This is a genomic window from Pseudoalteromonas sp. S4492, assembly GCF_005886115.1.
Classification (GTDB): Bacteria; Pseudomonadota; Gammaproteobacteria; order Enterobacterales; family Alteromonadaceae; genus Pseudoalteromonas; species Pseudoalteromonas gelatinilytica.
The window spans coordinates 36,213-62,824 of record NZ_PNCP01000028.1; the positions used below are offsets into that span (position 1 = coordinate 36,213).

General features: G+C 41.6%; 23 protein-coding genes. 12 read left to right on the forward strand and 11 right to left on the reverse strand.

Going from position 1 to position 26,612, the window contains the following annotated elements; all coding sequences use genetic code 11:
- Positions 1 to 60 precede the first annotated feature (60 nt).
- The 3 genes from CWC28_RS08735 (at position 61) to CWC28_RS08745 (ending at position 2,912) form a co-directional block, all read left to right on the forward strand.
- Entirely contained in the window at positions 61 to 1,050 is a 990-nt protein-coding gene (locus CWC28_RS08735; protein WP_138624995.1) for a hypothetical protein, read from the forward strand.
- Positions 1,051 to 1,203: 153 nt separating this feature from the next.
- Positions 1,204 to 2,406 (forward strand): SKP1 family protein, encoded by a 1,203-nt coding sequence (locus tag CWC28_RS08740; protein ID WP_249324956.1) that lies wholly within the window; start codon positions 1,204 to 1,206, stop codon positions 2,404 to 2,406.
- Complete coding sequence (locus tag CWC28_RS08745; protein WP_138624996.1) at positions 2,406 to 2,912, forward strand: DUF6795 domain-containing protein; 507 nt, start codon at positions 2,406 to 2,408, stop codon at positions 2,910 to 2,912. Before CWC28_RS08740 ends, CWC28_RS08745 begins: the two co-directional genes overlap by 1 nt.
- A 2-nt stretch (positions 2,913 to 2,914) precedes the next feature.
- Here the strand turns inward: CWC28_RS08745 and soxR are convergent, their stop codons facing one another.
- Positions 2,915 to 3,370 (reverse strand): redox-sensitive transcriptional activator SoxR, encoded by a 456-nt coding sequence (soxR, locus tag CWC28_RS08750; RefSeq protein ID WP_054562542.1) that lies wholly within the window; start codon positions 3,368 to 3,370, stop codon positions 2,915 to 2,917.
- Between the two features lie 76 nt (positions 3,371 to 3,446).
- On the opposite strand from soxR, the gene CWC28_RS08755 reads away from it, so the two are divergent.
- From CWC28_RS08755 to CWC28_RS08765, 3 genes are read left to right on the forward strand one after another with little or no spacing between them, the layout of a single operon-like run.
- Positions 3,447 to 3,911: a flavodoxin family protein gene (locus CWC28_RS08755; RefSeq protein WP_138624997.1), complete on the forward strand. Its 465-nt coding sequence runs from the start codon at positions 3,447 to 3,449 to the stop codon at positions 3,909 to 3,911.
- A 47-nt stretch (positions 3,912 to 3,958) separates the two neighbouring features.
- Complete coding sequence (locus tag CWC28_RS08760) at positions 3,959 to 4,483, forward strand: DsrE family protein (protein ID WP_138624998.1); 525 nt, start codon at positions 3,959 to 3,961, stop codon at positions 4,481 to 4,483.
- Positions 4,483 to 5,106, forward strand: coding sequence for a GDSL-type esterase/lipase family protein (locus tag CWC28_RS08765; protein WP_138624999.1), 624 nt, complete (start codon positions 4,483 to 4,485; stop codon positions 5,104 to 5,106). The genes CWC28_RS08760 and CWC28_RS08765 overlap by 1 nt, the downstream gene beginning before the upstream one ends.
- Positions 5,107 to 5,159: 53 nt before the next feature.
- Here the strand turns inward: CWC28_RS08765 and CWC28_RS08770 are convergent, their stop codons facing one another.
- The gene (locus CWC28_RS08770) at positions 5,160 to 7,418 is read right to left on the reverse strand and encodes a TonB-dependent receptor (RefSeq protein ID WP_063701331.1); all 2,259 of its coding nucleotides are present in this window, start codon (positions 7,416 to 7,418) and stop codon (positions 5,160 to 5,162) included.
- Between the two features lie 263 nt (positions 7,419 to 7,681).
- Here CWC28_RS08770 and CWC28_RS08775 point away from each other — a divergent pair, with 263 nt between their 5' ends.
- The 4 genes from CWC28_RS08775 to CWC28_RS08790 all read left to right on the forward strand — a co-directional run bounded on the left by CWC28_RS08775 (position 7,682) and on the right by CWC28_RS08790 (position 12,421).
- Positions 7,682 to 8,689 carry a LacI family DNA-binding transcriptional regulator gene (locus CWC28_RS08775; protein ID WP_063701328.1) on the forward strand — a complete coding sequence of 336 codons (1,008 nt, stop codon included), beginning with the start codon at positions 7,682 to 7,684 and terminating at the stop codon, positions 8,687 to 8,689.
- Positions 8,690 to 8,790: 101 nt separating this feature from the next.
- Complete coding sequence (locus tag CWC28_RS08780) at positions 8,791 to 10,041, forward strand: MFS transporter (protein WP_063528058.1); 1,251 nt, start codon at positions 8,791 to 8,793, stop codon at positions 10,039 to 10,041.
- 9 nt (positions 10,042 to 10,050) lie between these two features.
- Entirely contained in the window at positions 10,051 to 11,559 is a 1,509-nt protein-coding gene (locus CWC28_RS08785) for a trehalase family glycosidase (protein ID WP_138625000.1), read from the forward strand.
- A gap of 163 nt (positions 11,560 to 11,722) precedes the next feature.
- The gene (locus tag CWC28_RS08790) at positions 11,723 to 12,421 is read left to right on the forward strand and encodes a helix-turn-helix transcriptional regulator (protein WP_138625001.1); all 699 of its coding nucleotides are present in this window, start codon (positions 11,723 to 11,725) and stop codon (positions 12,419 to 12,421) included.
- Positions 12,422 to 12,555: 134 nt separating this feature from the next.
- Here CWC28_RS08790 and CWC28_RS08795 read toward each other — a convergent pair whose 3' ends face one another.
- From CWC28_RS08795 to CWC28_RS08815, 5 genes are all read right to left on the reverse strand, one after another.
- Positions 12,556 to 12,933: a hypothetical protein gene (locus CWC28_RS08795; RefSeq protein ID WP_138625002.1), complete on the reverse strand. Its 378-nt coding sequence runs from the start codon at positions 12,931 to 12,933 to the stop codon at positions 12,556 to 12,558.
- 112 nt (positions 12,934 to 13,045) lie between these two features.
- Positions 13,046 to 13,819 carry a CsgG/HfaB family protein gene (locus CWC28_RS08800; RefSeq protein ID WP_138625003.1) on the reverse strand — a complete coding sequence of 258 codons (774 nt, stop codon included), beginning with the start codon at positions 13,817 to 13,819 and terminating at the stop codon, positions 13,046 to 13,048.
- Positions 13,819 to 14,244 carry a curli assembly protein CsgF gene (locus CWC28_RS08805; RefSeq protein WP_138625004.1) on the reverse strand — a complete coding sequence of 142 codons (426 nt, stop codon included), beginning with the start codon at positions 14,242 to 14,244 and terminating at the stop codon, positions 13,819 to 13,821. The genes CWC28_RS08800 and CWC28_RS08805 overlap by 1 nt, the downstream gene beginning before the upstream one ends.
- Complete coding sequence (locus CWC28_RS08810; RefSeq protein ID WP_105173628.1) at positions 14,234 to 14,626, reverse strand: curli production assembly/transport protein CsgE; 393 nt, start codon at positions 14,624 to 14,626, stop codon at positions 14,234 to 14,236. The genes CWC28_RS08805 and CWC28_RS08810 overlap by 11 nt, the downstream gene beginning before the upstream one ends.
- A gap of 35 nt (positions 14,627 to 14,661) precedes the next feature.
- A complete protein-coding gene (locus CWC28_RS08815; RefSeq protein ID WP_063701303.1) occupies positions 14,662 to 16,176 on the reverse strand; it encodes a curlin in 1,515 nt (504 codons plus the stop codon).
- Between the two features lie 559 nt (positions 16,177 to 16,735).
- Here CWC28_RS08815 and CWC28_RS08820 point away from each other — a divergent pair.
- Complete coding sequence (locus tag CWC28_RS08820; protein WP_138625005.1) at positions 16,736 to 19,234, forward strand: S8 family serine peptidase; 2,499 nt, start codon at positions 16,736 to 16,738, stop codon at positions 19,232 to 19,234.
- Between the two features lie 44 nt (positions 19,235 to 19,278).
- Here the strand turns inward: CWC28_RS08820 and CWC28_RS08825 are convergent, their stop codons facing one another.
- Positions 19,279 to 19,758, reverse strand: coding sequence for an ankyrin repeat domain-containing protein (locus CWC28_RS08825; protein WP_105181755.1), 480 nt, complete (start codon positions 19,756 to 19,758; stop codon positions 19,279 to 19,281).
- A gap of 58 nt (positions 19,759 to 19,816) precedes the next feature.
- Entirely contained in the window at positions 19,817 to 21,346 is a 1,530-nt protein-coding gene (locus CWC28_RS08830) for a catalase (RefSeq protein ID WP_138625006.1), read from the reverse strand.
- Between the two features lie 226 nt (positions 21,347 to 21,572).
- Here CWC28_RS08830 and CWC28_RS08835 point away from each other — a divergent pair, with 226 nt between their 5' ends.
- Complete coding sequence (locus tag CWC28_RS08835; RefSeq protein ID WP_249324957.1) at positions 21,573 to 22,784, forward strand: sugar efflux transporter; 1,212 nt, start codon at positions 21,573 to 21,575, stop codon at positions 22,782 to 22,784.
- A 55-nt stretch (positions 22,785 to 22,839) separates the two neighbouring features.
- On the opposite strand, the gene CWC28_RS08840 is transcribed toward CWC28_RS08835, so the two are convergent.
- Both CWC28_RS08840 and CWC28_RS08845 read right to left on the reverse strand, forming a co-directional pair.
- The gene (locus CWC28_RS08840) at positions 22,840 to 23,925 is read right to left on the reverse strand and encodes a methyl-accepting chemotaxis protein (RefSeq protein WP_063701293.1); all 1,086 of its coding nucleotides are present in this window, start codon (positions 23,923 to 23,925) and stop codon (positions 22,840 to 22,842) included.
- Between the two features lie 187 nt (positions 23,926 to 24,112).
- Positions 24,113 to 26,512, reverse strand: a complete 2,400-nt coding sequence (locus CWC28_RS08845; RefSeq protein ID WP_063701290.1) for a TonB-dependent siderophore receptor — start codon at positions 26,510 to 26,512, stop codon at positions 24,113 to 24,115.
- Positions 26,513 to 26,612: the final 100 nt, after the last annotated feature.

Consider the following 26,612-nt stretch of genomic DNA (forward strand, 5'->3'; position numbering starts at 1 on the left):
AAAAATATCTTAGTTGTAGTTTTTATGTACCACCTCGGCTTGTTAAAGCAAAGGAATCTGATGAAAAAAAATAATTACTTTGGTGTTGGAATAATGCCGAAGAAAACGAAGTTTAATCGTTTTTTTGAAGCGCACCGAATAATAAATGAAGGAAGCGAATTTAGAGGATTATGTTTTTTCCGACGTTGGCTAAATCAAGATAGGCGCATTTACGCAAATAAAAAAGAGCAATATAAAATAGTGCCTTGTGGCAATAACCCTATAAAAGCCATATTATTTGGACCAATGGCAATTGGTGCAGTATTAAGTTTAGTTACATTAATTAGTATTTTATCAATCCCACTTTATGATGAAGGTGAACGTTTTCAGTGGTGGATACCACTCGTTACCTTTTGCTGGAACTTATTCTTCTTAAATTTACTACCAATAACGGCTAGATATATTCCTGATAAGATGATGTACCTTGACAGGCAAAACCAAACGGTCGGGTTCACTTTTGATATTCCCGGTTGTGAAGGGCGTGATGACTTAGGTAACTGTTGCTTTAAATGGGAAGAGATTGTTTGCAGGTTAACCTCGAAAATGGGCGCGCCGGGTGTAATGAATTACTTTCCAGAAATTAGCCATATAGACCAAGATAAGTACCCTAAAACAACTGTAACTGGTTCAGTTGTCGAACTTTCAGCCAATCCTGTGCATTGTTATTTATTATGGGAGTGTTATGTGCGCTTTATGGATTTAAGTAAGCCGTTACCTGATGTGCCGGTATATGAACAACACCGCCATTTAGACCCCATTACAGCTGAATTTGATAAGAGGAATAATCGGCCTGATGAGTTTTGGTCCTCATTTTCGTTTTCACAGCAATTAGAAATTGAAGAGGAAATTCTGAATCAAGCGTTTCCTTTTGATTGGCTTAAAGGTAGAAAGCAGGAGGAAATAACTAAACCTTGGCTACATTGGAAAGCCGAGCCTGAGCGCATAGAGCAATTAACGTGGAAATATAAACTTAAACACCTTTCACTTCAGCTATTTATCGGCTTTCCGTGAAAAGGCTAAAGTTGCATTGCCAATGATACGTTAACAGTTTTGCAAAAACAGCACTCTTAAAATTACCTTCGACGAAGTAAGCAAAAAAGCAGTGGGTGTTTAGGGTCTGAGATATTTAAAGTGGAATGGTTAAAACAAGGAATGTAGATAGCAATGACAATGAATAGTGATGATAAAGGCTCAGTAAAATCAAGCAAGCTGGATGATTTAATTGATAATCTTATTAGTGATGAGGAGCTTAAACGCTATATTGCTGAACAAAACGACGGTTTAACCCCTGAAGAACGAGAAAAAATTAAAAGAGAAAATCGTATTAACGCAATTAACCAGTGGTGCGCCGAAAACCCTGGTAGAGACCCAACAAGAGCTAAAGATAAAACCATTAAACAGTTGGCCTTAGATGAAGAGGCGGTGGTTCGAAGAGAAGAGTTTAGAAGAGATAACCCTGAAAAAGCGGCTGAAATAAGAAAGCGAACTAGAAACGAAAGTAAATACCGTAAGGATAGACAAACCTATAACGAACAACTGCCAAGAGACTACTTACATAAAGACAGTTATGAAACACGGTTAAAAAAAGCAGAAGCACTCAATGGCTGCAGCTTTAAAACTCGTACCTTTAAAAGTAAGCGTTTTACTGATCAATATACTGCAGAGCTTGAATCCCCTAATCGTGGCTCAACACTTGAGGGACATTGGGTTCGCAATGATGGGCAACAACTTGCTATTTCATGGTTTGGAGGGTGGTCTAACTTATTTACTGCTCTAAGCTTCTTTCTAATGGTCGCAGCCGTAATGTTTTTATTCGCTGATTTAGTTGTTATTGGTTTTGTGTGGGGAGACTACCGATGGGTACCATTTGCTGTATATGCACCTATGTTTATTGTCGGTTTTTACATGCATAAACATCGCGCTATATTAGCGCACCGAGATAAGTTTTACTTTAATCGCCATACCGGCCTTGTAAAAACACCACATACCTTATTTAGAAAACCGTTTTACTTACCTTACGAAGACATTGTTTGCTATGGCGCAAATCAGCGTAATGTCGGCTCAGCCCGTGGTGGCTCACGTGTGTTTGTATCACTCATGGTGCCGTTAAAATACCCTAAACATTATCGCTTCACTAAGCCAACATTTTACGTTGGTGGTTCAAATCGTGAATGGGATTCACTGGCATATGCCACAGCCATGACCTTTATGGATACATCCATCCCGCTTGGTACTCACTTATATCAATCGATAGAGCATTACTTCAAAATTGATAAAGACATAACCGAAAAACATGGATTCCCTGAGGAGCTAAAACCCTATTTAGATCCAGTAGATTGCCAAGTAAATAGAGAGGCCGTGTGGTAGTGAACTTTGTTAGGTTAGCATTTATCGCTATTTTTCTTTTTACTTCAACTGAGGTATTCGCAGGCATGTTTGGTTTGTTCAATAAAAGTGATTTTTTGTTATCTGCTCCAGTTCAAGGGGTTTTACTAGATAATGGTAAACCGGTGGCAAAACAAAAAGTAATCCGTTCGCTTACTTATGGTAAAGAATACATTGATAAGACGATAACAGATGAGAATGGCCGCTTTCGCTTTGATGAAAAGCTAATAAGAACAGCTAAACCTGCAAATATGTTTGATAATGACTCGCTTATTCAACATATCTACCTTGAAAATGGCACTCCCGAAGGTATTGTGCTTTGGTATACAAGTATTTCAATTCATGAAAATAGTAATACCCTTAAAGGGTTGCTTGGCGATCTTGTTTGCGATCTATCAAACAGCCCACAAACAGTTGATATTCAGATAGAAGAGGCGCCTGAGCATACGTTTGCTATTTACGGTATGTGTGAGCTGAGCAAAGCTTAACTTTAATCTCTTTCTAACAGCACAGCGCCGCTGTGCTCTTCACCTAAATAATCATCTTTGTTGTAGATAGGGCATTTAGCCATTGATAAACAGCCGCAGCCAATGCAACCGTTAACGCGCTCGCGCAATCGTTGCATGTATTGAATGCGTTCATCTAATTGCGTTTGCCAGACTTTTGAAAGAGCTGCCCAATCTTGTTTAGTGGGTGTGCGTTGCTCGGGTAGGGTGCTTAACGTTTGTTTAATGTCTTCAAGAGTTATGCCCATGGTTTGCGCAGCTTTTATAACGGCAATTCGGCGCAATACATCGGGTTTATAGCGGCGCTGGTTACCGTTATTACGCCAGCTGCGAATAAGTCCTTTCGACTCATAAAAATGCAAGGTTGAAACTTTTACGCCACTGCGTTTTGCCACAAAGCCAACCGCTAGGTTTGCATCAATAAGTTTCTTATCTGACATAATTTTCTCCAAGGTATTGACCTAAAGTTAGCTTGAGGTTTTACGCTGCGCACATCATAAAAAAGGAGTGATAGTCATGCAACAAAAACCAATAACAAATACGGTAATTATTTATTCAAGTGCGCGAAAAAAGGGTAACACGAGCTTACAAGTTAATGATTATAAAGCGCAATATGGCGGCGATGTAGTATGTCTAGATGACTATGTTATCTCGCCTTATTGCTACGATAAGCAATATATAAATGATGATTTTTATGCGGTATTTGAAGCGCTGTTGAATTATCAACACTGGGTACTAGCATCGCCAGTGTATTGGTATAACACCACACCGCAGTTTAAAGCATTTTTAGACCGGATCACTGATTACATGGATGATGAAACACTCAGGCCAAAACTGAGAACACTGCGTGAAAAGCAGTTTTCATTGCTCTCAAATGCAGGATCTGCACACGCACCTAACGCGTTTATCGAGATGTTTAAAAACACCTTTAATTACTTAGGCATGACCTTTAAAGCGCACCAACATATTGATGCTAGTTAAACGGGTTTAAACAAGGTAGGCTAGAGTAAAAAACAACAGGAACTTTTATGAAATCAACACTGTTAGGTTTATCTTTAGCCTTATTATCTTCGTTTAGTCACGCAGAGCAAGCTGAGCCTGCTATCAAAGGTTTTGGTTTTTATTATGATGTGCCAAACCATGCGCCAATCTCTGATCAAACGGTGTTCAAAGTGGCATTTGATGTCGCTGATGCGGCAGAAAAAGGGGCGCAGAATAACAAAATGAACTCATTAGCCCGGTTCATTAATATGCATATAGCCCATGGTGTGAAGCCTGAGAACATTCAACTTGCTTTAGTTGTGCATGGTGGCGCAAGTGTTGATGTACTGGAAAACAGTTTTTATAAACAGCGCTTTGACAGTGACAATAAAAATCAGCAATTGATCTCACAATTGTTGGCACATAATACCGTTGTGTATGTGTGTGGGCAGTCTGCAACGCACATGAAGGTAAAGCAGCAACAGCTTATTCCTGGTGTGCAAATGGCGTTATCGGCAATGACGGCGCATGCACAGTTGCAGCAACAAGGTTACACATTGAATCCATTTTAATGAATATCTTATGCTTCGGTGATTCAAACACCTATGGTATTTCGCCCGTCGATGGTAAGCGCTTTGCAGCCGATGAGCGCTGGCCTAGTTTACTGGGTATTAAATTAGGTGCCGGCTACCAAGTTATTGAAGCCGGCCAGCCCAATCGTACACTGGTGAACGACCCGCCTTTCAGTGGTGATAAACTGGGCATTAAATACTTAGAACCTTACTTAGCGGCTTATCATTTAGATGTGATTGTTATTCAGCTCGGCACGAATGATTTAAAGCGCCGTTTTGCACTGTCGGCTGCTGATATTGCCAATGCCCTCGAAGCACTTATTTTAGATATAAAAAACTACTATTTGCACCGCGAATTGCCCAAACTAATGATACTAAGCCCGCCGGCGGTGTATGAGGTTGGCGCGTATCAATCTATTTATGCTGGAGCGGCTGCAAAGTCTAGCGAGCTAGTTGAGGCTTTTTCTGAAGTGTGTGTGAAACAGCAAACTCTGTTTTTGGATATCACAGCAATCGCTACGCCTAGTCAGCAAGAAGGTGTGCATTTAATTCTTGAATCACATAAGTCTTTAGCAGAGCACTTACAGTTCTTGATTGTAAAACAAAAAAGCCACAGGTTATAAAACACTGTGGCTTGGGTATTGATTCTTTCAATCAAGGGGTTTGGGAGAATCGCTTAAAACTCGTAGCTAATGCTTAAGCGTGTAGTACGAGGCATAATGTAACGACCATTCGGTGCATCAGCATTACGAGGGTCACCTTCAGTGATACCTTGCTCGTCAGTTAAGTTATCAACTGCTAATTGCACTTTAATACCTTCCATAGGCTCAACAATTAAGCCAATGTCTACTTTTTCGTAACCTTCTAACACAACAGTGTTTTCGTTGTCGCCCCAACGATCATCAACCGCTGAGATTGTGCCGTATAAGGTTGCATACATATCGCTTACTTCAAAGTCATAGCTTGGTGTTACACGTACTTGCCATTTTGGCTGACGTTGGCTTTCGTTACCTTCGTTGCTTGGGCTTTCTGTGATTTCTGTTTCTTGAAGCGTTGAGTTTAAGTTAACTGAGAAACCAGATTCGTGGTTGTAGTTATAATCAAGCTCAATACCGTATGCTTCGTTGGTTAAGATTTCAGCTGGTACACCAGGGCGACGAACAAAGGTGTCACCTTTTACTTCGTTAGTGAAGAATGTTGCATAGAAATCGGTGCTATCAGTTAATAGCTTATAACCAAACTCGGCTTGTGTTACTTCTTTAATTAACTTTTCACCACCTTCGTATGCGCTAAAGTTATCGCGGAAGTCGTCAAAGTAAGGCATTTTGTAACCACGGTTTACGCGGGCAAATACACCCATGTCATCGTTAATTGAGTAGTTAATACCCGTTGTCCACGATGTTTTGCTTTCGTCATATTGAACAGACTTATCGATTACGCCATCAAGACCTTCATCAACCGAGTATTCCACTTCGTGGTTTTCAAAACGAACACCGGCATCAAGCGTAAAGTCATCGTTGAATTTATATTGAGCTGTTGTGTAAAAGGCATTGGTACGTGCATCGCCTGTAGAGTTGATATCGTAGTTGAAGTCACAACCATCAACACTTGCATTACACTCGATGCCGTCTAGCATTTCGCCGCCTGCTTCAAGGACGTGATACGCTGTGTTACCTAAGCTCCACCAGTCATTTGCTGATGTGCTGGCTGTGTAATAACCAAAGGCCAGTGATAAGTTATCAAGCTTTTTAGCAAATGCTAAATCATTGGTGAATGCGCTAATTTCTTTTAATACCACCCAACGACCAAGTTGTTGAACCGCTGTGTCTGCATCGTATTCTGTGCCAGTTACTGCACCTGTTGCTGTTTCACCGTTATCAGCCACCGCACCAACGGTTGTTGCAGAGCCTGCCGGTACTAAGCCGTACGTGTTTGCATCACCTTTGGTGATGTTGAAGCGATCTGTGAAGCTCCAACCGTTATCGAATTCAAGTTTGATGCTACCGCCAGAAACATGACCTTTCCAACCACGGCCTTCACCTAAGTCGATCTGTTGCTCGTCATTATTTGCGCCTGTGTAGATAGTCGCTTGGCGATTTAAAGTACCCAGCTGCGTGTAGCTTGCGTCAACGCCGTCAACATTAAGTGGTGTTGGTAAGTACCAAGCACCGTGGTCGTCGGTTTGACGGGTGTATAAATTAATGGTGCCGTTTTCTAATTCTTTAGTGATATTAATTGTGAACTGGCTGCCTTTTTCTGATGTGAATCCAGCATCACGAATACCTGGAGAGCTTTTAACATAACCACCCACCATGAAATATAAATCATCCGAAATCTCACCACTTACCACGGCATCAATGCGTTGTAAGTCGTAATCTGAAGTTGTGTATTTGAATACACCTTCGGTATCTTCACTACCACGTTTAAGGCGGAAGTTAGTTGTTAAACCAGGTTGGCCATTTGATACAACAGGGTTTGGACCACCGCGTAATGCCTCCATCGTTTCAATTGTTTCATCTAAACGGAATAACGACGAGTTTTCTAAAAATGACAAAGTAGGCGCAGGGTAAATTGGCGAACCTTCAAGGCTTAATGTTAAGAATGGTGCATCACCACCACCAGGGAAACCACGTACAAATACGTTCGCGCCAGACTCACCACCCGAGCTTTCTACCCACACACCCGGCACGGCTTTGAATAAATCAGCGGTACTTTTTGGCGATAATTTAACAATTTGATCTGCATCGATATTGGTTACTGCATAGCCAGCATCAATTTTACGTACGCCAATACCTGCAGGTGTACCCGATACAATAATACGTTCAACTTTTTCTTTAGCTGGTTGATCAGTTTGCTCTTCGGCCATAACTGTTTGGCCACTTAAAGCTAGCAAAATTGCAGAGGCTAGCGCACTGCGTGTGTATGTAGTTGTCATTGTGTGTTCCCATTTTTTATGTTGTTGAAAGCAATGTATTAGCGAATATTTTGCAATTGTTAACACCTTGCTTTTATAAACCATAAAGATTTATGCAAACGTTTGCAATTTGTTTTTTCAATTTTTTGTCCTTTTTTTACCCACAGGGTGAGTTGGTCTGTTTTGCTTACTGAAAAAATATTATGCTCTTTGGCGCAGCGATTTGGTCAAAATGGTGGTATATTGCCAGCATATGTTTTAAAGGAAAGCAGTGTTTCAGTATCATGAATGATAGAAAATTAAAGTTAGCTGATCTTGCTAAATTAGCCGGTGTTTCTACGTCGACAGTTTCCCGTGCGCTCAATGATAACCCATTGATAAAGAAGGAAACTCGCGACAAGCTTCAACAGTTAGCAAAAAAACATAACTTTAGTTTAAACACGGCTGCTAGCCGCCTTCGCACCCAAAAAACCAATGTTGTTGCGGTTATTATTAACCTCGATGGTGATACAGAACAGTCTATTAACGACCCTTTCTTACTTAAAATTGTTGGTGAAATAAATTTAGCGCTAAATAAATTTGGCTTAGAGTTATTACTTTCTAATTCGTTTATGGCCAGCGATGATTGGGCAAATTACTTTATTAATAGCCGCCGCGCCGATGGCATTATTGTGGTCGGCCAAGGTAAAAGCCAAGCAAATATTGAAGCTGCAGCGAGTGCTGGTGTTCCTCTAGTTGTGTGGGGCGATCCAAAAACACCCAGCAGTTACCCAATTGTTGGCAGCGATAATTATTTAGGTGGTCGCCTAGCGACTGAGCACTTATTGGCAAATGGCGCTAAAAATATTTTGTTTTTAGGTGACCCTGGGCACGCTGAAATTAGTGAACGCCACCGTGGTTATTTAGATGCTATTAATGAAGCCAAAGCCACTCCTCACGTGGTTTCTATCGATATTACTAGTAGTGCTGCATATAAAGGAATTAACCAATTGTTGGTAGAAAAAGGGCTGTGCTTTGATGGCATTATGGCATGTAGTGACATGGTGGCTTTTGGTGCGATGAAAGCCCTGAAAGAGCGTTACATTAGTATTCCAAACGACGTTGCCCTCGTGGGCTTTGATGATATTGCCATGGCAGATATCAGTCATCCTTCTTTGTCGAGTATTAAACAAAATACTCAACGCGCTTCAGTTATTCTTGTTGAAAAGTTGTTAGCCCAGTTAGCAGGGCAGTCGGTAGAATCTCAAGTTGTTGAAATAGAACTAGTAAATAGGCAGTCGAGCCAGCGCTAAGCCTATTAAATGTTAGCAATATGTGTAATTTTAAATGCAAACGTTTGCATTTTGTTTTGCGCTAAACTAGACTGAATAAAAATAATCGTAGGTTGAAGTGAATGAATCCTATAAGAATAACTATCGCGCTGGCATGCAGCTATTTTGTCTTTGCTATTATGCTTAATAGTGTGGGCACTGTTATTTTACAAGCAATCAATAGCTTAGATGTAAGCAAAACTCAGGCGTCTGTTCTTGAAGGATTTAAGGATCTTAGTATTGCCATTGTGTCATTTTTAGTGGCGTCATTTATCCCTCGTATAGGCTATAAAATTGCCATGCTTGGCGCTTTATTACTGGTTGCAGTGATGTGCTTGGTTGTTCCGAGCATTGCCGACTTTTGGGTATTAAAAGCGCTCTTTGCCGCAATTGGTTGTAGCTTTGCAGTAATGAAAATCTCTGTTTACTCTGTTATTGGTCAAGTGACTGATAATGCAAATAAACATTCAGCGTTATTAAACACCATTGAAGGGGTGTTTATGCTAGGTGTGCTGTCGGGTTATTGGATTTTTGCGTTATTTATAGACGCTGATGACCCGCAAAGTAGCCACTGGTTGAATGTTTATTACTTGCTTGCAGCGATTGTTGCGGTGGCGTTTGTTTCTGTGCTTGCGGCACCAATAAAATCGCCAGAACTAAAAACTAATCAGCAATCGCAGCTTCATGACTTTATAGATATGTTAAAGCTGACTTACCAACCCCTTGTGCTTATTTTTGTTGTTAGTGCATTTATGTATGTACTAATAGAGCAAGGCGTGGGCACTTGGCTACCGACCTTTAATAACCAAGTTTTAAAATTGCCTGTTGATGTCAGTATTCAACTTGCTAGTTTGTTTGCAGCTGCGTTAGCGCTTGGTCGTTTGGTAGCAGGGCAAGTACTTAGGTTTATTAGTTGGTTTAGTTTATTAATGGGCTGCTTGGTCGCTATGGGTGTGCTCGTATTATTGGTGCTGCCTTTGACTCACGATGTTGATGGTAGCCAAGTGAAAAGTGTGTTTGATGTGCCTTTTGCAGCATACATGCTGCCGTTGATTGGCTTTTTTATGGCACCGATTTACCCGTTACTTAACTCTGTGATGCTGAGTTCACTTGCTAAGCACAAGCACGCTGCTATGACAGGTTTAATTGTGGTTTTCTCTGCACTAGGTGGAACAACAGGTTCAATTATTACGGGCTTTGTATTTGATAAATTTAGTGGTCAGCATGCATTTTATCTCACATTAGTGCCAATAGCCTTGCTATTAATCACCGTTTCAGTTTTTAAGAAAATCACTCTAAAACCACAGTATCAAGCGGCTTCAAGCGCAGAATAAGGGATTATCATGAACTTCGTTAATAGCCAATTATTTAAAGACGTACAGCTAGCAGAAGTGTTTGCTGATTCAAAAATGTTTGCCGATGCAGTGCCAAACTTATCTTGGCAAAGTGCTTGTGAGTTATATCAACTTGTAGGCCCTTTAAAAGGTGATGCGCTGCGTGAATTTGTGATGTCGAACTTTGTGTTTGCTGATCAGTCTATTCCGACTGCGAAATTAGATACCACATCAGTTAAACAGTATATTCTTGACCTATGGCCGCATTTGCATCGCAATGCTGATACAGATTTAGCAAGCTCACTAATGCCTTTGCAGTTTGATTACATTGTGCCGGGTGGCCGTTTTCAAGAAATTTATTATTGGGATAGTTATTTTACAGCTTTGGGTTTAGAAGATTGTGGCGACCTAGCCACCATTGAAGCCATGGTTAATAACTTTATAGACCTACAAGAACGTAATGGCTGTATTCCAAATGGTAACCGTGTTTATTATAGCTCCCGCTCGCAACCACCTGTTTTGGCGTTAATGATAGCGATGCTATGGGACGCTAAATATAAACATGAAGCAGATTTAACTTGGCTGGCAAACGCCGTCAAAGCACTTGAAGCTGAGTATCAATTTTGGATGCAAGGCTGTAACGACCTTAGCAGTGAAACGCCTGCTATTAGGCGTGTTGTAAAAATGCCTAATAAGGCTATTTTAAACCGCTATTGGGATAGTGCAGCAACACCTCGTCCAGAGTCATTAAAAGAAGATTTACATGACGCTGAAGGGCTAACAACTGAGCAGCAACAAAGTTATTTTCAACATATTCGTGCGGCATGCGAGTCTGGCTGGGACTTTAGTAGCCGTTGGCTTTGCGATCATGATGATCTAAAAAGCATTGAAACAACCAATATCATACCGGTTGATTTGAATAGCTTACTGTATAACTTAGAGCATACATTATCTCGTTTTTATCGGTTACTTGGTGAAGAACAAAAGAGTCAATCAATTGCTGAGCTGGCTACACTGCGCTTAGATGCAATTAATACCTATTGTTGGAATTCTGAGGCGGGTGTTTATCGTGATTACAACATTCGACTTAATCAGCAAAGCAGTGTCGATTCGATGGCAATGGCTGTTCCTTTGTTTGTAGGCGCTGCATCTGTACAACAAGCTCAACAGGTGAAGCAAAAACTGATGAGTGAGTTTTTAAAGCCCGGTGGTTTAGTGACAACATTGTGTAGTACACCACAACAATGGGATAGTCCTAACGGTTGGGCGCCGCTGCAATGGTTTGCTGTAAAAGGTTTAACAGAGTATGGCTTTGTCAGCGAGGCACAGGCGATCATGAAAAACTGGCTGAGTATGATCGAAATGCGTTTTGCAGAGGATAAGTGCCTGCTTGAAAAGTATAATGTGTGCGAATTAGTCAGTCGTGCAGGTGGTGGCGAATACACAGTACAGCAAGGGTTTGGTTGGACAAACGGTGTAACTTCACGTTTTTACACACTACTCAATGACTCGCTGTAAAAGGGGAGATGCGGTATAGTTGGTTTACATTCTGTTAACTCAAGCATCTAGCCATCCAAATGGGTTAGCAATGTTGTAAATTGCCAAAATAAAGGCTTATAAATGGTTGAATCATGTATCCAAATTGGGTATTGTGAATAAAATGTTTCAAGGAAGAAATGAGATGATTCAACCAACTTCTGTATTTCTAAAAACACAGCCAAGGTTACAAAACCGCAGTCAAAATTATCAATATTTAATTAAAATACTCGATGCGTTTTTTATGCGTGTGAAAGTCGATGCAAGCTTGCCTCATGAGTCTATGCGCGAAGAGTTTAATCTTTATTTAATTGATAGCACTGATGCACATTGGAAAGACTTATTACCTGCTGAGTTAGTGCAACTTGCTAAGCAACATTTAGTGGTTATTTTTAATGCGGACGCTAATGCAATTTGCGAAAAAAACTTACTTTTAAATGGCATTAAAGGGGTGTTTTTTGCAGATCAATCACCTGAAGATATTTTTGCAGGGCTGGTCAGAGTGATCAATGGCGAGCTGTTTTTTAGCCGTAAAAGTATTTCTACTACGTTTAATCATATGCTGTCAGCAATGTCTCGTAGCCAATTCAATGCTAGTAACGATTCGGTAAATACAGATATTGACCTCAGCTTACTGACTAAACGAGAAAAATCAGTGATTCACTTACTTGCCCAAGGTGCGAGTAATCGAGATATCGCAGAGCGTTTAAATATCAGCGACCATACAGTTAAAACCCATCTGTACAGTGCATTCAAGAAAACGGCATCGCGTAACCGCGTGGAGCTGGCTAATTGGGCACAAAATTACATGGCAGTGAGTTTGTCTTTACAAAATACACAGTGACAAACTATAGCCAGTTTAATCCCAGTGGTAGTGTTTGATCAGAATATTCAGCCACTTGCTCGATGCTTAAAAAACCGGCTTCGAGCAAGCAGCCTTCAAAATCGTGTTTCCGTTTAGCTTACATTATTCGATACTCAGTTCGATTTAGATGTGACCTTATTCATAAAATACAGTGGAATACACAGTATTAATAATCCTAGCCATTGCCATAATGGCGCAAAAAGAAACACCAGCGCTGATTGTGCATCATGAGAAAAATAGATTGAACCTATGGTCACAGTACCAAATAAGACACACATAATAGTGGCAATAAACGTGGCGATTTGTGTCACTCTTGTTTTACTGTGTTCAACCATCCACGCCATTAATAAATAGGGCGAAATACCCCATAAAACAAAACCAATTGGCAGACTTTTTGAACTGTCAAAATTATCAATGGTGATGACTAGGGTAATCAGTGCGGCTAAAACAATAAGAGAATAAGCGCATTTGGAGAAAGTAATCCATTTCATAAATAAAACTTAATTAACTGAATGCTATAAGTATTTATTTCGATGGATAATTAAGCAGAAAGTTCAAATTGGGCGCTGTGATGTACAGCGCCACAATAATATACTCATTAAATTAGACTGCTTTTGCAGACCAAATGCCTTTGTTAATACCTTTTAATACAAGGTCGCTAAGCGCTTTTTCAATTGCTTGCGTGACGCAAATACTCATAGGTTCATTGTCGGTGAATCCGGCTTCTGCTTCTGCAAGACGCTTGTAGCTCACATAGCGAAAGAAGCCTGCGCGCATTTCTTGGCTGAGCACTTTTTTGCTTGTCGCAACGGATAGCAAAACTTGGCCTGTGCGAACATCAACAGCGCGTAAATAAATTGAGATTGCATCTTCACGGTATAACTCTGATGCGCCAATCCCAAAGTATTCCATACCAATCCCGCCGGTTTTGATATTTGTGTCGTAGCTAATGATACCGCCTTCTAAGATTATCTTAGCTGTCGTGAGCGGTGGTAATTCAGGTAGCTTATCGTTTTCGGCCTGCGCAGCGCGAATAATTTTACGCTCAGTTAAGATATTTTGTAGACCTTCGCGTTCTACCGGAATAAACCAATCAGATTCATGTAATGCTTGCACTAAAATAGAGTTGGCGCCTTGGGTCACTGCGGTAGAAAACGAGCTAACATTTGCCTGTGGTTTGTATTGCCCAGTTTGGTCACGAAATGAGTACACTGACACAGGAATGCTTCCCATTGGTTGAGGAAGGGCTTGTAAAGCCTGGAAAGTTTCGGTTGGCTCAAGAGAGTCTGCCAGTTGCTTACTTGGTGGAATTAAATTGCTCATTGCTGAACAACCCGACAGAAGTAATACCATTGCTGCTAATGTGAGTGTCTTCATTATCCAAACCTCGGTACTTCAATTACTGTCACTGTGCCATCAGAGGTGTTGGTAATTCTAACGGTGATTGTGTCACTGGTACTGGTGATAATTTGAATTTCATAATCACCCGTCATAAAGGTCGAGTCACCATTAAAGATGCTGTCGTCGATTTCGTCACCAAATGCCATATCTGTGATTTCTCGTACCATTCTATTTAAGTAGGTACGCTCTAACGAATCTTGAAATTTTTCCCCGTAGGTCTGTTCTACAACCGGCGCTTTGTGTTTATTTTGCGATTGCGCTTTGTTAAGTAGCATGCTGCCATTCAGTGGGCTGCCACCAAAGCTTGGGTTAATTGGGGTATAAACGAGTTCGGTTGCCCAACTAGAAAGAGGGCAGAGGATTATTATTAGTGTTGTTAAGTATTTCATTTTACCATCCATCTTTTGCCATATCGGGTGATGATTGCTGCATTTGACTGCGTGCCATGGCATCCATCACGCTATACATGGCTTGTTTTACACGCTCATCTAATGGCTCTAAGCGACGTCCTAAGTAAGTGACGTACACTATTTGGTTATTCATTTTTAAGGCAAGTCGAGTCCCCGCTCTGGGTAATACCGTTTCTTTTATTTCGATATTAAAACCTGCTGTTGAAGGTAAGTCGCGCCATAGGTTGGCAAATTCAAAATAAAATTGATGACCAAATCGGCTAATACTTCTATCGAGTACTAAGCCATCGATTTCGAGATCTTCACCAAAACTAGTCGTACTTTGAGCTGCAAGCACGATGCAACATATACGTAGTAAGTTTATTATTTTCATAGTGGAATGAGGGAGCAAAGCTCCCTCTTAAGCGATTATTCTTGGGTTACAGTTGCGACATTGCCATCACCTAATTGAGTGATAACAACTGTGCTGTTAGAGCCAATCATAGAGCCTTCAACAAGGTTTGCGTTGCCGTCTTGTACAACGACCAGTGAGTTACCCTCACCACCTAGCAAGAATGCACCTTCACCGATACCTGCAACCAAGTTCTCTGAGCCTGTTTGGCTAATATCTACAGAGTTGTTGCTACCTTCCATAATAAGGTCGATTGCATTCAGTTCACCAACTTGTGTGAAAGCGACTTGGTTGCTATTGCTATCAAGTACGCTTGCAAACGTTAACGCAGCTTCGTTTAGGTCACCTAACTGGTTAATTGCAATGTCATTATCGTTTGAAGATAGAGATTGGTCTGGGTAAGAAGACTGTACTAGAACCGTGTTTTCATTGCCGCCTTGAGCGATATCGACGTTATTGTCGCTACCATTGAAGTTAGCAACGTGAGCACTGTTTGCGTCACCAATTTGGTTAGCAACAAATTCATTGCTATCGCCAATTGCACCTAAGTACACATCATTACCGTTACCATTTTGGAACGCAGTGAGTTCGTTGTCGTTACCAATAGCATCTAAGCCAGCAGTATTGCTGTCATGCTTTTGATTGACCAATAATGTATTGCCATCGCCAACAATCACGCCTGACTCAAAGCTGTTGCTGTTACCTTCTTGATCAGACTTAACTTCGTTGTCATTGCCTGTGATTTCTGCAACTAATGCGCTGTTAGAGTCACCATCTTGCTCAAACTCAACTTCGTTATAATCACCATGCAGCGAAGTAAGCTCAGCGCTGTTGAAGAAACCTGTTTGGTCAATAGTAATTTCATTGCCGTTGCCAATTACTTCATCAGAGGTAAACGCATTGAAAACACCTTCTTGCATGACTTCGATGCTGTTGTCATCACCTCTAATTACATTGAACGTTGCTTCATTTAGTAAGCCGCTTTGCTCTGCGCTGATTGTGTTGCTGTTACCTTGTAAGTCAAAGTTGTAGAACCAATGGCCGCCATCACCTTGGGTGACAGTTGCGGTATTTTCATCACCCACCATGATATTAATTGCTTCATTATTAATACCAAAAAAGCCAGCGCCTTGTTGTTCAACGCGAATAGCATTACCGATACCAACGGTTTCAGACAATGCGCCATTCATGGTGCCGTTTTGGCTGTGCGAAACCGTATTATCGTCACCTGTGTTGTAGATAAGAGATAAGTTTGATGTTTGTGCTTGGCTTACTTCAACCATGTTGCCATCACCCACACTGACTGTTTCTGCACGATGACCTGTACCTTGTTGAGCAATAACCGCCTCGTTACCAACACCGGTAACCGATACTTGATCTAGGGTAATTGAGTTTGACACACCCAGTGTTGATACTTGGCTTGCAAGCTCCGAGCTAGATTGAGCTTTATCATCTGTGTTTGCACTTGCTGCGAAGCTTGAACCTAACGCAATAGTGATTGCACAGGTGAGTAGAGACTTTCTTAACTTCATGATTATTTCCTTTAAATTATTATTAATCAAAGCTCTAAAATTATTATTTTCGCTTTTAGAACCATGTACCAGCATGCCTTGCCGGATTAATTTATGTGATATTCAACTGTTAGCTAACAATCAGAAGTGAATGAAGCAACGTTGTTATTTGTGACTATGAGGTCATACAAATAACAAGGAAATTACTTTAGACAGATTTGGAATAATATAAAATCATCAGTTTTTGTGGTTTTTATAAATTATTTATTTTCAATTGGTTATGTGTGTTTGTATAGGTTTTAGTATGGTTTTTTATTTAAAAGCAGTAAAAAAGTTGGAGAAATATTAATGGATCATTAAGGGTGCTTTTTTCACAAAAAAGTGTGAATTGGACGTATTTTTATTGATTCAATCAGCAAAAAAGTATGGATTTAAACTTAGCATCATTTTTTTTCTTGCCTGTTATCTGCAATTTGCCATTTATGAAATATGCCACGTGATATTCATCATTCAGAAGTAATGAGCTTTGGTGGTCGAGTCATAGCGATTCGATCAGTTCAACTAATTATGGATAGTAAATATGAAAACTAAATTATCTGTATTAAGCCTAGCCTTATTACCATGTTTAGGTGCTGCACAAGTCAGCACACCAGCAAAAACAACCGTCGTTGGTGCAAGTGAAGACTCTGTACTTGTTATGTATAAAAAAGGCACCTCTGCTGCAATGCGTGCCCATGCTCGTAGCTTAGTTAAAGCCACCATCAGCGATATCAACAAAGATGGCGTCGATGATAACTATTCAGCCATTTTGTCTGGCCGTTTAGCTAAATTTAAAATTGCAGGTATGAGCAGCAAAGAAGCTATCAAGCGTCTACAAAACCATGCTGCTATTGAATATGTAGAGCCTGACTACCGTGTATCGATTGCGAGTGTACCTAATGATCCTGATTTTTCGTCGCTGTGGGGTTTACACAACGAAGGTCAAACAGGTGGTGTCGTCGATGCTGACATTGATGCAGTTGAAGCATGGTCAATCTCAACCGGTAGCCGCGAAGTTGTTGTTGGTGTAATTGATACCGGTGTTGATTATAGCCACGAAGATTTAGCTGATAACGCATGGATCAATCCTGGCGAAATCCCGGGGGATGGTATCGATAATGATGGTAATGGTTATATTGATGACGTGCACGGTATTAATGCGATTACCGACTCAGGTGATCCAATGGATGACCAAGGCCATGGTACTCACGTATCGGGCACAATCGGTGCGTCTGGTAACAACGGCACGGGTGTTGTCGGTGTAAACCACGAAGTATCAATCGTGGGTTGTAAATTCTTAAGTGCAGATGGTACGGGTTCAACTTCTGATGCAATTAAATGTATCGATTACATGGTTGATCTTAAAAACCAAGGCGTAAATGTACGTGTGTTAAATAACAGCTGGGGTGGCGGTGGCTTTAGCCAAGCACTGGCAGATGCTATTACGGCAAGTGAACAAGCTGATATTCTATTTGTAGCGGCAGCGGGTAACGATGCGGTTGATAACGATCAAAACCCTCACTATCCGTCAAACTACGAGCATGACAGCGTGTTATCAGTTGCCAGTACTGACAACAGAGATAACATGTCGAGCTTTTCACAATGGGGTTTAACAAGTGTTGATTTAGGCGCACCAGGTAGTGCAATTTTATCAACGGTACCGGGCAATGGTTACGCTAGCTATTCTGGTACATCAATGGCAACACCGCATGTTGCTGGTGCAGCTGCATTAGTGCTTTCGATCAACCCTGATTTATCAGCGCTTGAACTTAAAGAGTTGCTAATGAATAGCGGCGACCAAAATGAAGCGCTGCAAGGCAAAACAGTATCTGGCAACCGCTTAAATGTAAATAAAGCGCTTGAGCAAGCTGATCCAACACCGAGCTTCAAAATTTCAGTGTCGCCAAGTTCACAGCAAATTACCGCTGGTGAAACAGCAACCTATACCTTTGAAATCGGTTCAATCGCCCAGTGGGAAGGCGTCGTTAGCCTAGCTCTTCAAACTGATTTAGCGGGCGCTACACTATCGCAAACAGAAGCTGTACCAGGTGATGTAGTTACACTTACCGTACCAACACAAGAAGCAACAGCATGGGGTAGTTATAGTTTTGTTGTTGATGCTACATCAGGTGAGTTAGCGAAACAAAGCAGTGCGTCATTGTTTGTTAACCCTGTTGGCTTAAATGACTTTACTTTCTCAAATGAAACACCAGTGTCTATCCCAGATAACAATGACACGGGTATTGATTCAGTGATTACGGTAGCTGATGAGCTTACTGTGTTCTCAACGGATGCAAGTATTGATATTGCTCATACTTACATTGGTGATTTAATCGTTACATTAACGTCGCCGCAAGGTACAACGGCAACACTTCACAGCCAGTCTGGCGGTGGTGCAGATGACTTAGTACAAAGCTACTCGCTGGCTAACTTTAATGGCGAAGTTGCGACAGGTGATTGGGTACTTAATGTCAAAGACGTACTGTCTGCTGATACCGGTACTTTAAACAGCTGGTCACTGACGTTTAGCGCCATTGGTGAAGTGAGCCCGCAGCCGCCACAAGCAGGCTTTGCATTTGAAACATCAGGCTTAAATGTCACTTTCACTAACACCAGCACAGATAGCAATGACGATATCGTTGCTTGGGCGTGGGATTTTGGTGACGGTGCATCATCAACAGATGCTGATCCTATGCATACTTACGCACAAGCAGGCAGCTATGAAGTGACGTTAACTGCGACAGATAGTGAAGGTCAAACAGATACGTTCACGCAAACGGTTGTGGTATCTGATGTTGAAATTGAGCTATCGGTTAAACGTGCTAACAAAACGCGTTTAGGTACTATGCGTGTTGATTTAAGCTGGCAAACTGTGGCTGATCAAGTAAGCATCTACCGTAATGGTGAACTACTTGAAACAGTCGCTGATCGTGGTTTCTATCGCGATGTAGAGCGTAAAGCTGAGTTACCAAGCTATGAATATCAAGTGTGTGTATCTGATACTGTTTGTTCTAACCCAGTGACAGTGTCCTTCGACTAACATTGTTTCACTGCTCAAAGCCCAGTTTCCCCACTGGGCTTTTTTTATTGTTTCGCTTTCTTATATTGCGTAAGTAAAGCGAGTACATGCTGTTGACCAAATTGTGCTGCAAATGCTTCGGCGGTTTGCCCTGCTTTATTCGCATGCTCTGTGTCACAGTCTTGTTTCATTAACGTTTTAGCGATGCTAAATTCACCTCTAAAAATTGCGGCCATCAATGCGGTGTTGCCGCGTTTATCTTCAAGGCAAGCATTGGCGCCTAATGCTAACAGTTGGTTTACCGTTTGTTTGTGACCATGGTAAGTGGCAATCATCAGCGCGGTATAGCCTTTCTCATTAACACTGTTGATTGGTAATCCGGCCTCAACAAATTGTTCAATGATGTCGTTCTCTGCGGTTCGCGCAGCAGCAAAATAATAGGCAAGTAAGGTTTGATACTGTGTTTGTGAATCGGTTTGCTGTTCAGCATTTACTGGGTTGCTTGTTAATAAAAGGCTCAGCAGTAGAAAAGCAAAAATACGCATAGTTAACTCCTAAAAAAGAGGAAGGGTATGCCTTCCTCATCAAGGTTGGGAGAGTGAATTAAAGTGAGTTTGCTAGTTTTTTCACGGTTGTTAGGTTACCGCCGACGGCTTTGGTTAAGCGCGTACCGTATTCGCTGTCTGCTTTGTAAAAGTGGCTGAGCATAATGTGCTTTACCTTGCTATCTTTTACCTTCCCTAAATCACCCGCTAAGTTGTTGATCAGGTTAGTACGCTGTTGTTTAGTAAAGCTTTGATATAACACGCCAGCTTGAGCAAAGTTTTGCTGCTTTTTAATCGCTGCTTGTTGAACATAGCCAGCCAGCTTAGTTTGTGCCTTACGAGCAACTGGGTTTTCTTGCACGTTTTCATGGCTTGGCTGATAGTTCACATTGCTAGTAGTATGGCCAAAGTTCATCGCACCGTCTTGGTTGTAATTAACCACTTCTACTTTGGCGCGGTTAATTGGCAACTGCTGGTGGTTTGCACCTAGGCGATACATTTGGGTGTCGGCATATGAAAACACACGGCCTTGTAATAAACGATCTTCTGATGGTTCAATACCCGGAATGATATTCGCAGGGGCCATAGCGACTTGTTCTGTTGCTTGGAAGAAGTTGCCCGGCATACGGTTTAGTGTCATGGTACCTACTTTGGTCTCTTTAACACCTAACCACATTTTTGTTGCATCTAACGGGTTGTAATCAAAGTCATCCAGTTCAGATGGGTCTAATACTTTGATATATAAATCCCATTTCGGGAAATTACCGTTATTGATTTCTTGGTACAGATCACGGGTTAAATGCTGAAAATCTTTACCTTGTACTTCAGCAACTTGCTTAGCATTTAAGTTTTCAATGCCTTGCTGGCTAAGCCAATGAAATTTTACGTATTTTACGTCACCGTCTTTGTTGACCATTTTATAAGAATGCACCCCAAAGCCATCCATTTTACGCAGGCTTGCTGGTGTTCCATGGTCACTATAAACCCATGTCAGCATATGTGTTGAACCTGGTTCATGTGAGAAAAAATCAAAAAAGCGATTTGGATCTTGAATGTTATCAACCGGAGATGGTTTTAATGAATGCACCATATCTGGAAATTTAATCGCATCACGAATAAAGAATACCGGTAAGTTGTTACCCACTAAGTCCCAGTTACCTTGATCTGTATAAAATTTAGTAGCAAAACCGCGTGGGTCACGTAGAGTTTCAGGGCTACCTTTACCGTGAATAACCGATGAAAAACGAACGAATACCTCTGTTTCTTTGCCTGCTTGTGCAAATGGCGCAGCAATGGTTAGGTCTTCAAGATTTTTACTCGCAACAAACACACCATGTGCACCTGTACCGCGCGCATGAACAACACGCTCAGGAATTCGTTCGCGAGCAAAACGTTGCAGTTTTTGAATTAGATGAACGTCTTCAAGTAAAACGCTGCCACGCGGGCCAGCTGTAATAGAGTTTTGGTTATCACCTACAGCTGCACCATTGTCTTTGGTAAGTGTAGCAGCGGATGCCGGAAGGCTGATTGCAAGAGCAAGTGTGCTTAAAGTCAGTGTGCTTAAAGTCAGTGTGCGATTAAATTTCATAATAAACCTCTTCATAAGTCGCCATGGCATTGGCGTTTTGTTGCAGCCATTATATGAAGGTGTTTTGATTTGGTAAAACTGATTGTTTCTATCGTTGTGATAGGTTTTAACTATTGATGGTGGGCTTAATTTAATTTGTATTACAAAATGAAGTCTTCGCTAAAACTGTGTATAATTTGCGCCCTTTAAATATCTGTTCACGTGTCGTATTAATGTGGGGTTGCGTGTGAAAGCATTGCTGAAACAGCATGGTGTAATTTTTATTCTTCTAAGTATGCTAACTGGGTTAATGGGAGCATTTGTTAACCCGTTGATGAGCTTATTCATTGTAGAGGGGCTGCAAACACCGCCCGTGTATTTAGGTGTTTATATGGTGGCGGTCACCATTACTGGGTTAGTTATTAGTCAGTGGCTAGGTGGCATGGCTGATAAAGGCACCAGTGCGCGAAAGTTATTTATGGTGGCTGTATCAGGTATGGTTTGTGCGTTAGTGACCTTTGCGAATGCCACTGCATTTTGGCAAGTCTTGCTCGCAGGCGTGTTGTTTCTTGCGATGGGCAATGCAGCAATTCCGCAAATGATGACTGTGGCAAGACAATGGGCTGGGCGCCAACAGAACATCGACATTACCAGTTTTAATTCGCGTTTACGTGCTGCTATTTCCTTTGCTTGGGTGGGCGGTCCGCCGCTTGGTTATTTGTTAGCCGCTGGAGGCGAGTTTAGCCGCTCGTTTTACTTTGCTGCGGTGTGTGCCTTGGTTGCGCTAATCTTCGCATTTAAGTTTATTCCTGACTACAGCGCTAAAAAATCACAACATGGCAGAGAGCCTGCAGCCGCAGCGAGTTTATCATTTTGGTTGTTGGGTTTAGCTATTATGCTTGGTTCAACGGGCAATATTATGTATTCATCGGCACTGCCGCTTTATAGCATTACTGAACTAGGATTTGCTGAACATACACCGGGGCTGTTTATGGGTGTGGTGGCACTGTTAGAAATTCCTATCATGCTGTATGGGGCAAAGCTTGCTAGAAAATACAGTAAAGTTGCGATGCTTGCGGTGGCATTTTGTTGTGCCATTGTATTTTATTTAGGGGTGTTTTTTGCCACTCAAGTATGGCATTTAATCGCGTTGCAAGTTTTAAATGGGCTGTTTTACGGTATTTTTGCGGGCATTGGCTTAACCGTATTACAAGATCAGCTCCCCGAACGAATAGGGTTTACCTCAGCGTTTTACACGAACGCCATTAAACTGGGTGTTATGTGCGGGGCTGGGGCAACAGGGGTTGTCGCACAGTTTTATAGTTTTAGGTTTGCAACCCTTGGCTCTATGCTAGCTGCAAGTTTAGCCCTTGGCTGCTTAATGTTGTTTAGTTATGTGAAGCGCCAAGAGCAGCAAGAAGCTGTTATGCCAGTACTGCAAGAAGGCTTAGTTGAGTAACTTGATAAAAAACCGAGCATCGGAGCTCGGTTTTATTATTTTTAGTAATTAGGCATTAGCCATTGGCGATTTGATCCAGTAAATGCATGACTCGTTCACTGGCTGCTTCCATCTTATTAATGTGATTAATCGCTGCGTCTTTATTGCCAGTTTGCAGCATGACTAATGCTTCAACACCATTGCGATGAACTTCACGATGTGGCTCTTCTAATTGACGATAAGCATTGTGCTGTTTGAAGCTACTTGATTGCTCTGAATTATACCATTTGCCCAATCGGCACATGGTGTGATCCGAAAAGTCATCAATCGACTTGTTACTTGTGCCATTAGCAACCGCATAGACTTCACCTTTCCAAACGATGTGATCTAGTTTTACGGTTTGCACGAATGAGCGCGTAGCAGCATTAATAATGGTTTCTTTCATCGAGTCACAGTGACTCATGATTGAACCATAGTCATTGTTTAGCGTATCAAAGCTTGTTGAAAGCTGAGTATTATTTTGCTGGATATCTTCAACTGAGGTCACCGTTTCGCTGGTTTTGTTGATGATCTCTTTTACTAGATCAGACACTTCTTGTGCTGATTTATTGGTGTTGGTTGCAAGCGTACGCACTTCGTCGGCAACAACGCTAAAGCCACGACCAGCCTCACCTGCACGGGCAGCTTCAATTGCTGCGTTAAGCGCAAGTAAGTTGGTTTGATCAGAAATTTTAGAAATGGTTGATACAAAGGTATTGATGCTATCCGCCATATCAGAAAGACCCGTAATGTTACTGGTCATGCTGCCCATTTTGCCTGCCATACTCGCCATTTCACTGACAATATGTTGCAGAGCGTTATTCGAGTCGTTTAGTAGTTGGCTTATTTGTAAAGTAACTTGGCTTTCTTCTTCGATAACAAGGTATGAGTCGAGTACAGTTTGGCGTACGCCCTCAATTTGCGTGATACATTCAATTGAACTATTCAATAAGTTGGCAAGGAACAGTTGGTCTGCATCATCAGCTTGCTGATGTAATTTTGCTTCTAAGCGTTCGTTTTCGTCACGTAATACGTGATTGTCGGCTTTAAGTGCCTCAACTTCAGCTAATAGCGCGTTGTATTGATCTTGGAGTAAAGAGTGGCTTTTGCTAGAGACAAACATGTATGTTCCTAATTCATATGGTTAATACTTATACCAATCCTGATTATAGATCAAAGTATTAACTTATTATCAGTGTTTTTTATTAGAAAGAGGGTAATTACGACTATATGATTAAGTGTAGTTGAAAAAATTGGTTATTAAAGCCGAAAAAGCCCAGTAAATACTGGGCTAAAACGAGGGAGGAGAGTTAAAAGAAAGAATATTTTAACGTAAGCGACGTGGTACGGCCGTTAATAGTACGGGCACGGATAATGTCGTTATCTGGTACTGAGCCTTCTTCTGCTTCTGTGATACCTACGGTGTCGAACAGGTTGTTCACGTTAAGCGATAGGCTTAAGTTTTCAGACAGGTTGTAACTTACAAAGCCATTTACTTGTGTATAGCCATCAAATTTAAGGTCGTTACTGTCTTGTGCGTAAGCATCTGTTGTACCAATAAAGCTAAGACCAGCAGCACCTTTGTCAAAGTTGTAAGTTGCCATTAGTGAGTAGATTAGGTCAGCTTGACGACGTGGTGTATTACCGACTAACTCTGGCGATAACGCATCTTTAGCAATTTCTGCGTCTGTCCAAGTAAAGTTACCACGGAAATCCCAATCACCAACGTAGTAGGTTGATTCAACCTCAATACCTTTTGCTTCGTACTCGCGGTCGAAGAATTTTTGTGATGTTGCTTCAAAGTTTTGCTCTTCAGTTTCTGCGTAGAACGCTGTAGCAAAAACTGATAATGAATCAAAACGTTTTTTCACACCGATTTCGTATTGGTTTACTTCATCAATTGCATCCGCTTCGGCAACTGAGCCGTCAGCTTCTACTTTACCGAATAGTAAGCGGTCTGCATTTGCGCGGCCGCCTTTACTTAAGCGGGCAAATGTCGCAAAGCTTGGATCAATTTGGTAGTTCGCACCAATTGAGTATGAGCTGTAGTGCCAGTCGTAGTTAACAATGCTTGGGTTCGCGTTATCAATACCAACAACACTTTGCTCAGGAATTGAGATAGTACCGTCGCCATTCATATCAATAGTCGATGTTACTGCACCTGCGTAGTTACCGCGTGCTTCACCTGAATCATAACGAGCACTTGCATCAATGCTTAAATCGCCAAACTTAGTGGCTAAGTTAATGTAAGGTGCGCGTGTTTCGTATTCAGTATCGTAGTTACGTTGACAGCAGTTACCCCAGTAAGGTGTGCCATAAGCGTACAAGCCATTATCTGAGTAGCTGTCGCCATTTGCAGCGTAAACGTCAAGTAATGCAGCGTTGTCGCCTTTAAGCTCCATAACATATGAGTTCCAAAGCCACGACATATCGATTGATTGGCTTGATGCAAAGTAACCAAAGGTTACACTGGTGTCATCAGAGAACGACTTAGTTAATTTAAGGTCATTAACAATTGAACCCATGTCATTTAGCGTTACATCGAATGTGTGAATACGCATTGCTAAATCGTCATCGCCATAGGCTTCGCCTGCTGAACCGCCATTGGCATATACAAGTGATGCACCATCACCAGCAATACTAGAAGCGATAGAGCTTGCAGATGCAACTTCTGCAGGAATAAGAGAAATAAAGTTACCGCTTACTGATGATGTTCTAAAGCGGTTTTCGATACGCCAGTCGTTTTCTAAATCAAATGCTGCTTCAAAACCTACCGAGGTAACAACTGGGTTCATACCATCGGTCATATCGCCCGTGCTGATTTGGTTATCACCATTTAAACGCAGCGTTTGTGTGAAAAGTGCTGAATGCGGCGTATCTGATTGTGAATCAAAACCTGGGATTGAGTCGCCATTTGAATACATAGGCATAGGTAGGTAACCTACGCTTTTATCATCGAGGTGTTTAAAGTACACACGTACATAACCGGCATCAAACTCTTTGGTTAGGTTTGCCTTAATTTGGCCACCTTTATTAGATGTATAACCAGTTTCACGCGGGCCTTCGCCTTGGCGAACAAAGCCGCCAATGTGATAGCGCACACTGTCGTTTAGGTAAGTACCATACTCAAAGTCTGTACGAATTGAGTCATAATCAAGGCCAACAGTGGTTGATACACTACCTGACTCGTTCTCACCCGTTTTTGAAATAAAGTTGATAATACCACCTGGGGCATCACTTGCTGCTGTCGACGCTGAGCCACCACGGATTGATTCAACACTTTGTACTGTTGAATCTAAGCGCATGAAGATATCTGCGTTACCAAAGGCAATATCGCCAAACTGCATAACAGGTAAGCCATCTTCTTGCAGTTGCAAGAATTTAGCACCGCCCGATGCAACCGGTAAACCACGTACCGCGATATTCGCATTACCTTCACCGCCCGTCGACTCTGAGCGTACACCCGGGATTGTTCTGAATGCTTCTGCGGTAGAGCGTGGTGTTGATACTTCAATTTCAGCTAATGTCACACTGCTAACCGAAGAACTCGATGCCATGATGGTTGTACGGCGTGGTACACCGGTTACAACGATTGTTTCAAGGCCGCTTTTTTTAGCCTCAGGTTGTGCTTGTTCTTCTGCGTGTAAGTTTTGGCTTACTGCTAATGCAAGCGCGCTTAATGTGTAAAGGGCATGTTTGTGTGTTGTCATAATGTGCCTCGTCTCAATCCCAGATGGTTTGTTGTCTAAATTGCTATCTTAATCGATTAAGTAAAGATAACAATAATTTTACACAGTGCAAGTCTTTTTA

Bases quoted from the DNA above. Each gene is read 5' to 3' on its own strand.
- CWC28_RS08810 (WP_105173628.1), bottom strand. From the start codon at position 14,626: ATGAAAATAATAAACTTACTACGTATATGTTGCATCGTGCTTGCAGCT.
- CWC28_RS08790 (WP_138625001.1), top strand. From the start codon at position 11,723: ATGATTCAACCAACTTCTGTATTTCTAAAAACACAGCCAAGGTTACAA.
- CWC28_RS08760 (WP_138624998.1), top strand. From the start codon at position 3,959: ATGAAATCAACACTGTTAGGTTTATCTTTAGCCTTATTATCTTCGTTT.
- CWC28_RS08830 (WP_138625006.1), bottom strand. From the start codon at position 21,346: ATGAAATTTAATCGCACACTGACTTTAAGCACACTGACTTTAAGCACA.
- CWC28_RS08805 (WP_138625004.1), bottom strand. From the start codon at position 14,244: ATGGATGGTAAAATGAAATACTTAACAACACTAATAATAATCCTCTGC.
- CWC28_RS08785 (WP_138625000.1), top strand. From the start codon at position 10,051: ATGAACTTCGTTAATAGCCAATTATTTAAAGACGTACAGCTAGCAGAA.
- CWC28_RS08735 (WP_138624995.1), top strand. From the start codon at position 61: ATGAAAAAAAATAATTACTTTGGTGTTGGAATAATGCCGAAGAAAACG.
- CWC28_RS08770 (WP_063701331.1), bottom strand. From the start codon at position 7,418: ATGACAACTACATACACACGCAGTGCGCTAGCCTCTGCAATTTTGCTA.
- soxR (WP_054562542.1), bottom strand. From the start codon at position 3,370: ATGTCAGATAAGAAACTTATTGATGCAAACCTAGCGGTTGGCTTTGTG.
- CWC28_RS08800 (WP_138625003.1), bottom strand. From the start codon at position 13,819: ATGAAGACACTCACATTAGCAGCAATGGTATTACTTCTGTCGGGTTGT.
- CWC28_RS08840 (WP_063701293.1), bottom strand. From the start codon at position 23,925: ATGTTTGTCTCTAGCAAAAGCCACTCTTTACTCCAAGATCAATACAAC.
- CWC28_RS08765 (WP_138624999.1), top strand. From the start codon at position 4,483: ATGAATATCTTATGCTTCGGTGATTCAAACACCTATGGTATTTCGCCC.
- CWC28_RS08815 (WP_063701303.1), bottom strand. From the start codon at position 16,176: ATGAAGTTAAGAAAGTCTCTACTCACCTGTGCAATCACTATTGCGTTA.
- CWC28_RS08780 (WP_063528058.1), top strand. From the start codon at position 8,791: ATGAATCCTATAAGAATAACTATCGCGCTGGCATGCAGCTATTTTGTC.
- CWC28_RS08825 (WP_105181755.1), bottom strand. From the start codon at position 19,758: ATGCGTATTTTTGCTTTTCTACTGCTGAGCCTTTTATTAACAAGCAAC.
- CWC28_RS08740 (WP_249324956.1), top strand. From the start codon at position 1,204: ATGACAATGAATAGTGATGATAAAGGCTCAGTAAAATCAAGCAAGCTG.
- CWC28_RS08795 (WP_138625002.1), bottom strand. From the start codon at position 12,933: ATGAAATGGATTACTTTCTCCAAATGCGCTTATTCTCTTATTGTTTTA.
- CWC28_RS08820 (WP_138625005.1), top strand. From the start codon at position 16,736: ATGAAAACTAAATTATCTGTATTAAGCCTAGCCTTATTACCATGTTTA.
- CWC28_RS08775 (WP_063701328.1), top strand. From the start codon at position 7,682: ATGAATGATAGAAAATTAAAGTTAGCTGATCTTGCTAAATTAGCCGGT.
- CWC28_RS08845 (WP_063701290.1), bottom strand. From the start codon at position 26,512: ATGACAACACACAAACATGCCCTTTACACATTAAGCGCGCTTGCATTA.
- CWC28_RS08755 (WP_138624997.1), top strand. From the start codon at position 3,447: ATGCAACAAAAACCAATAACAAATACGGTAATTATTTATTCAAGTGCG.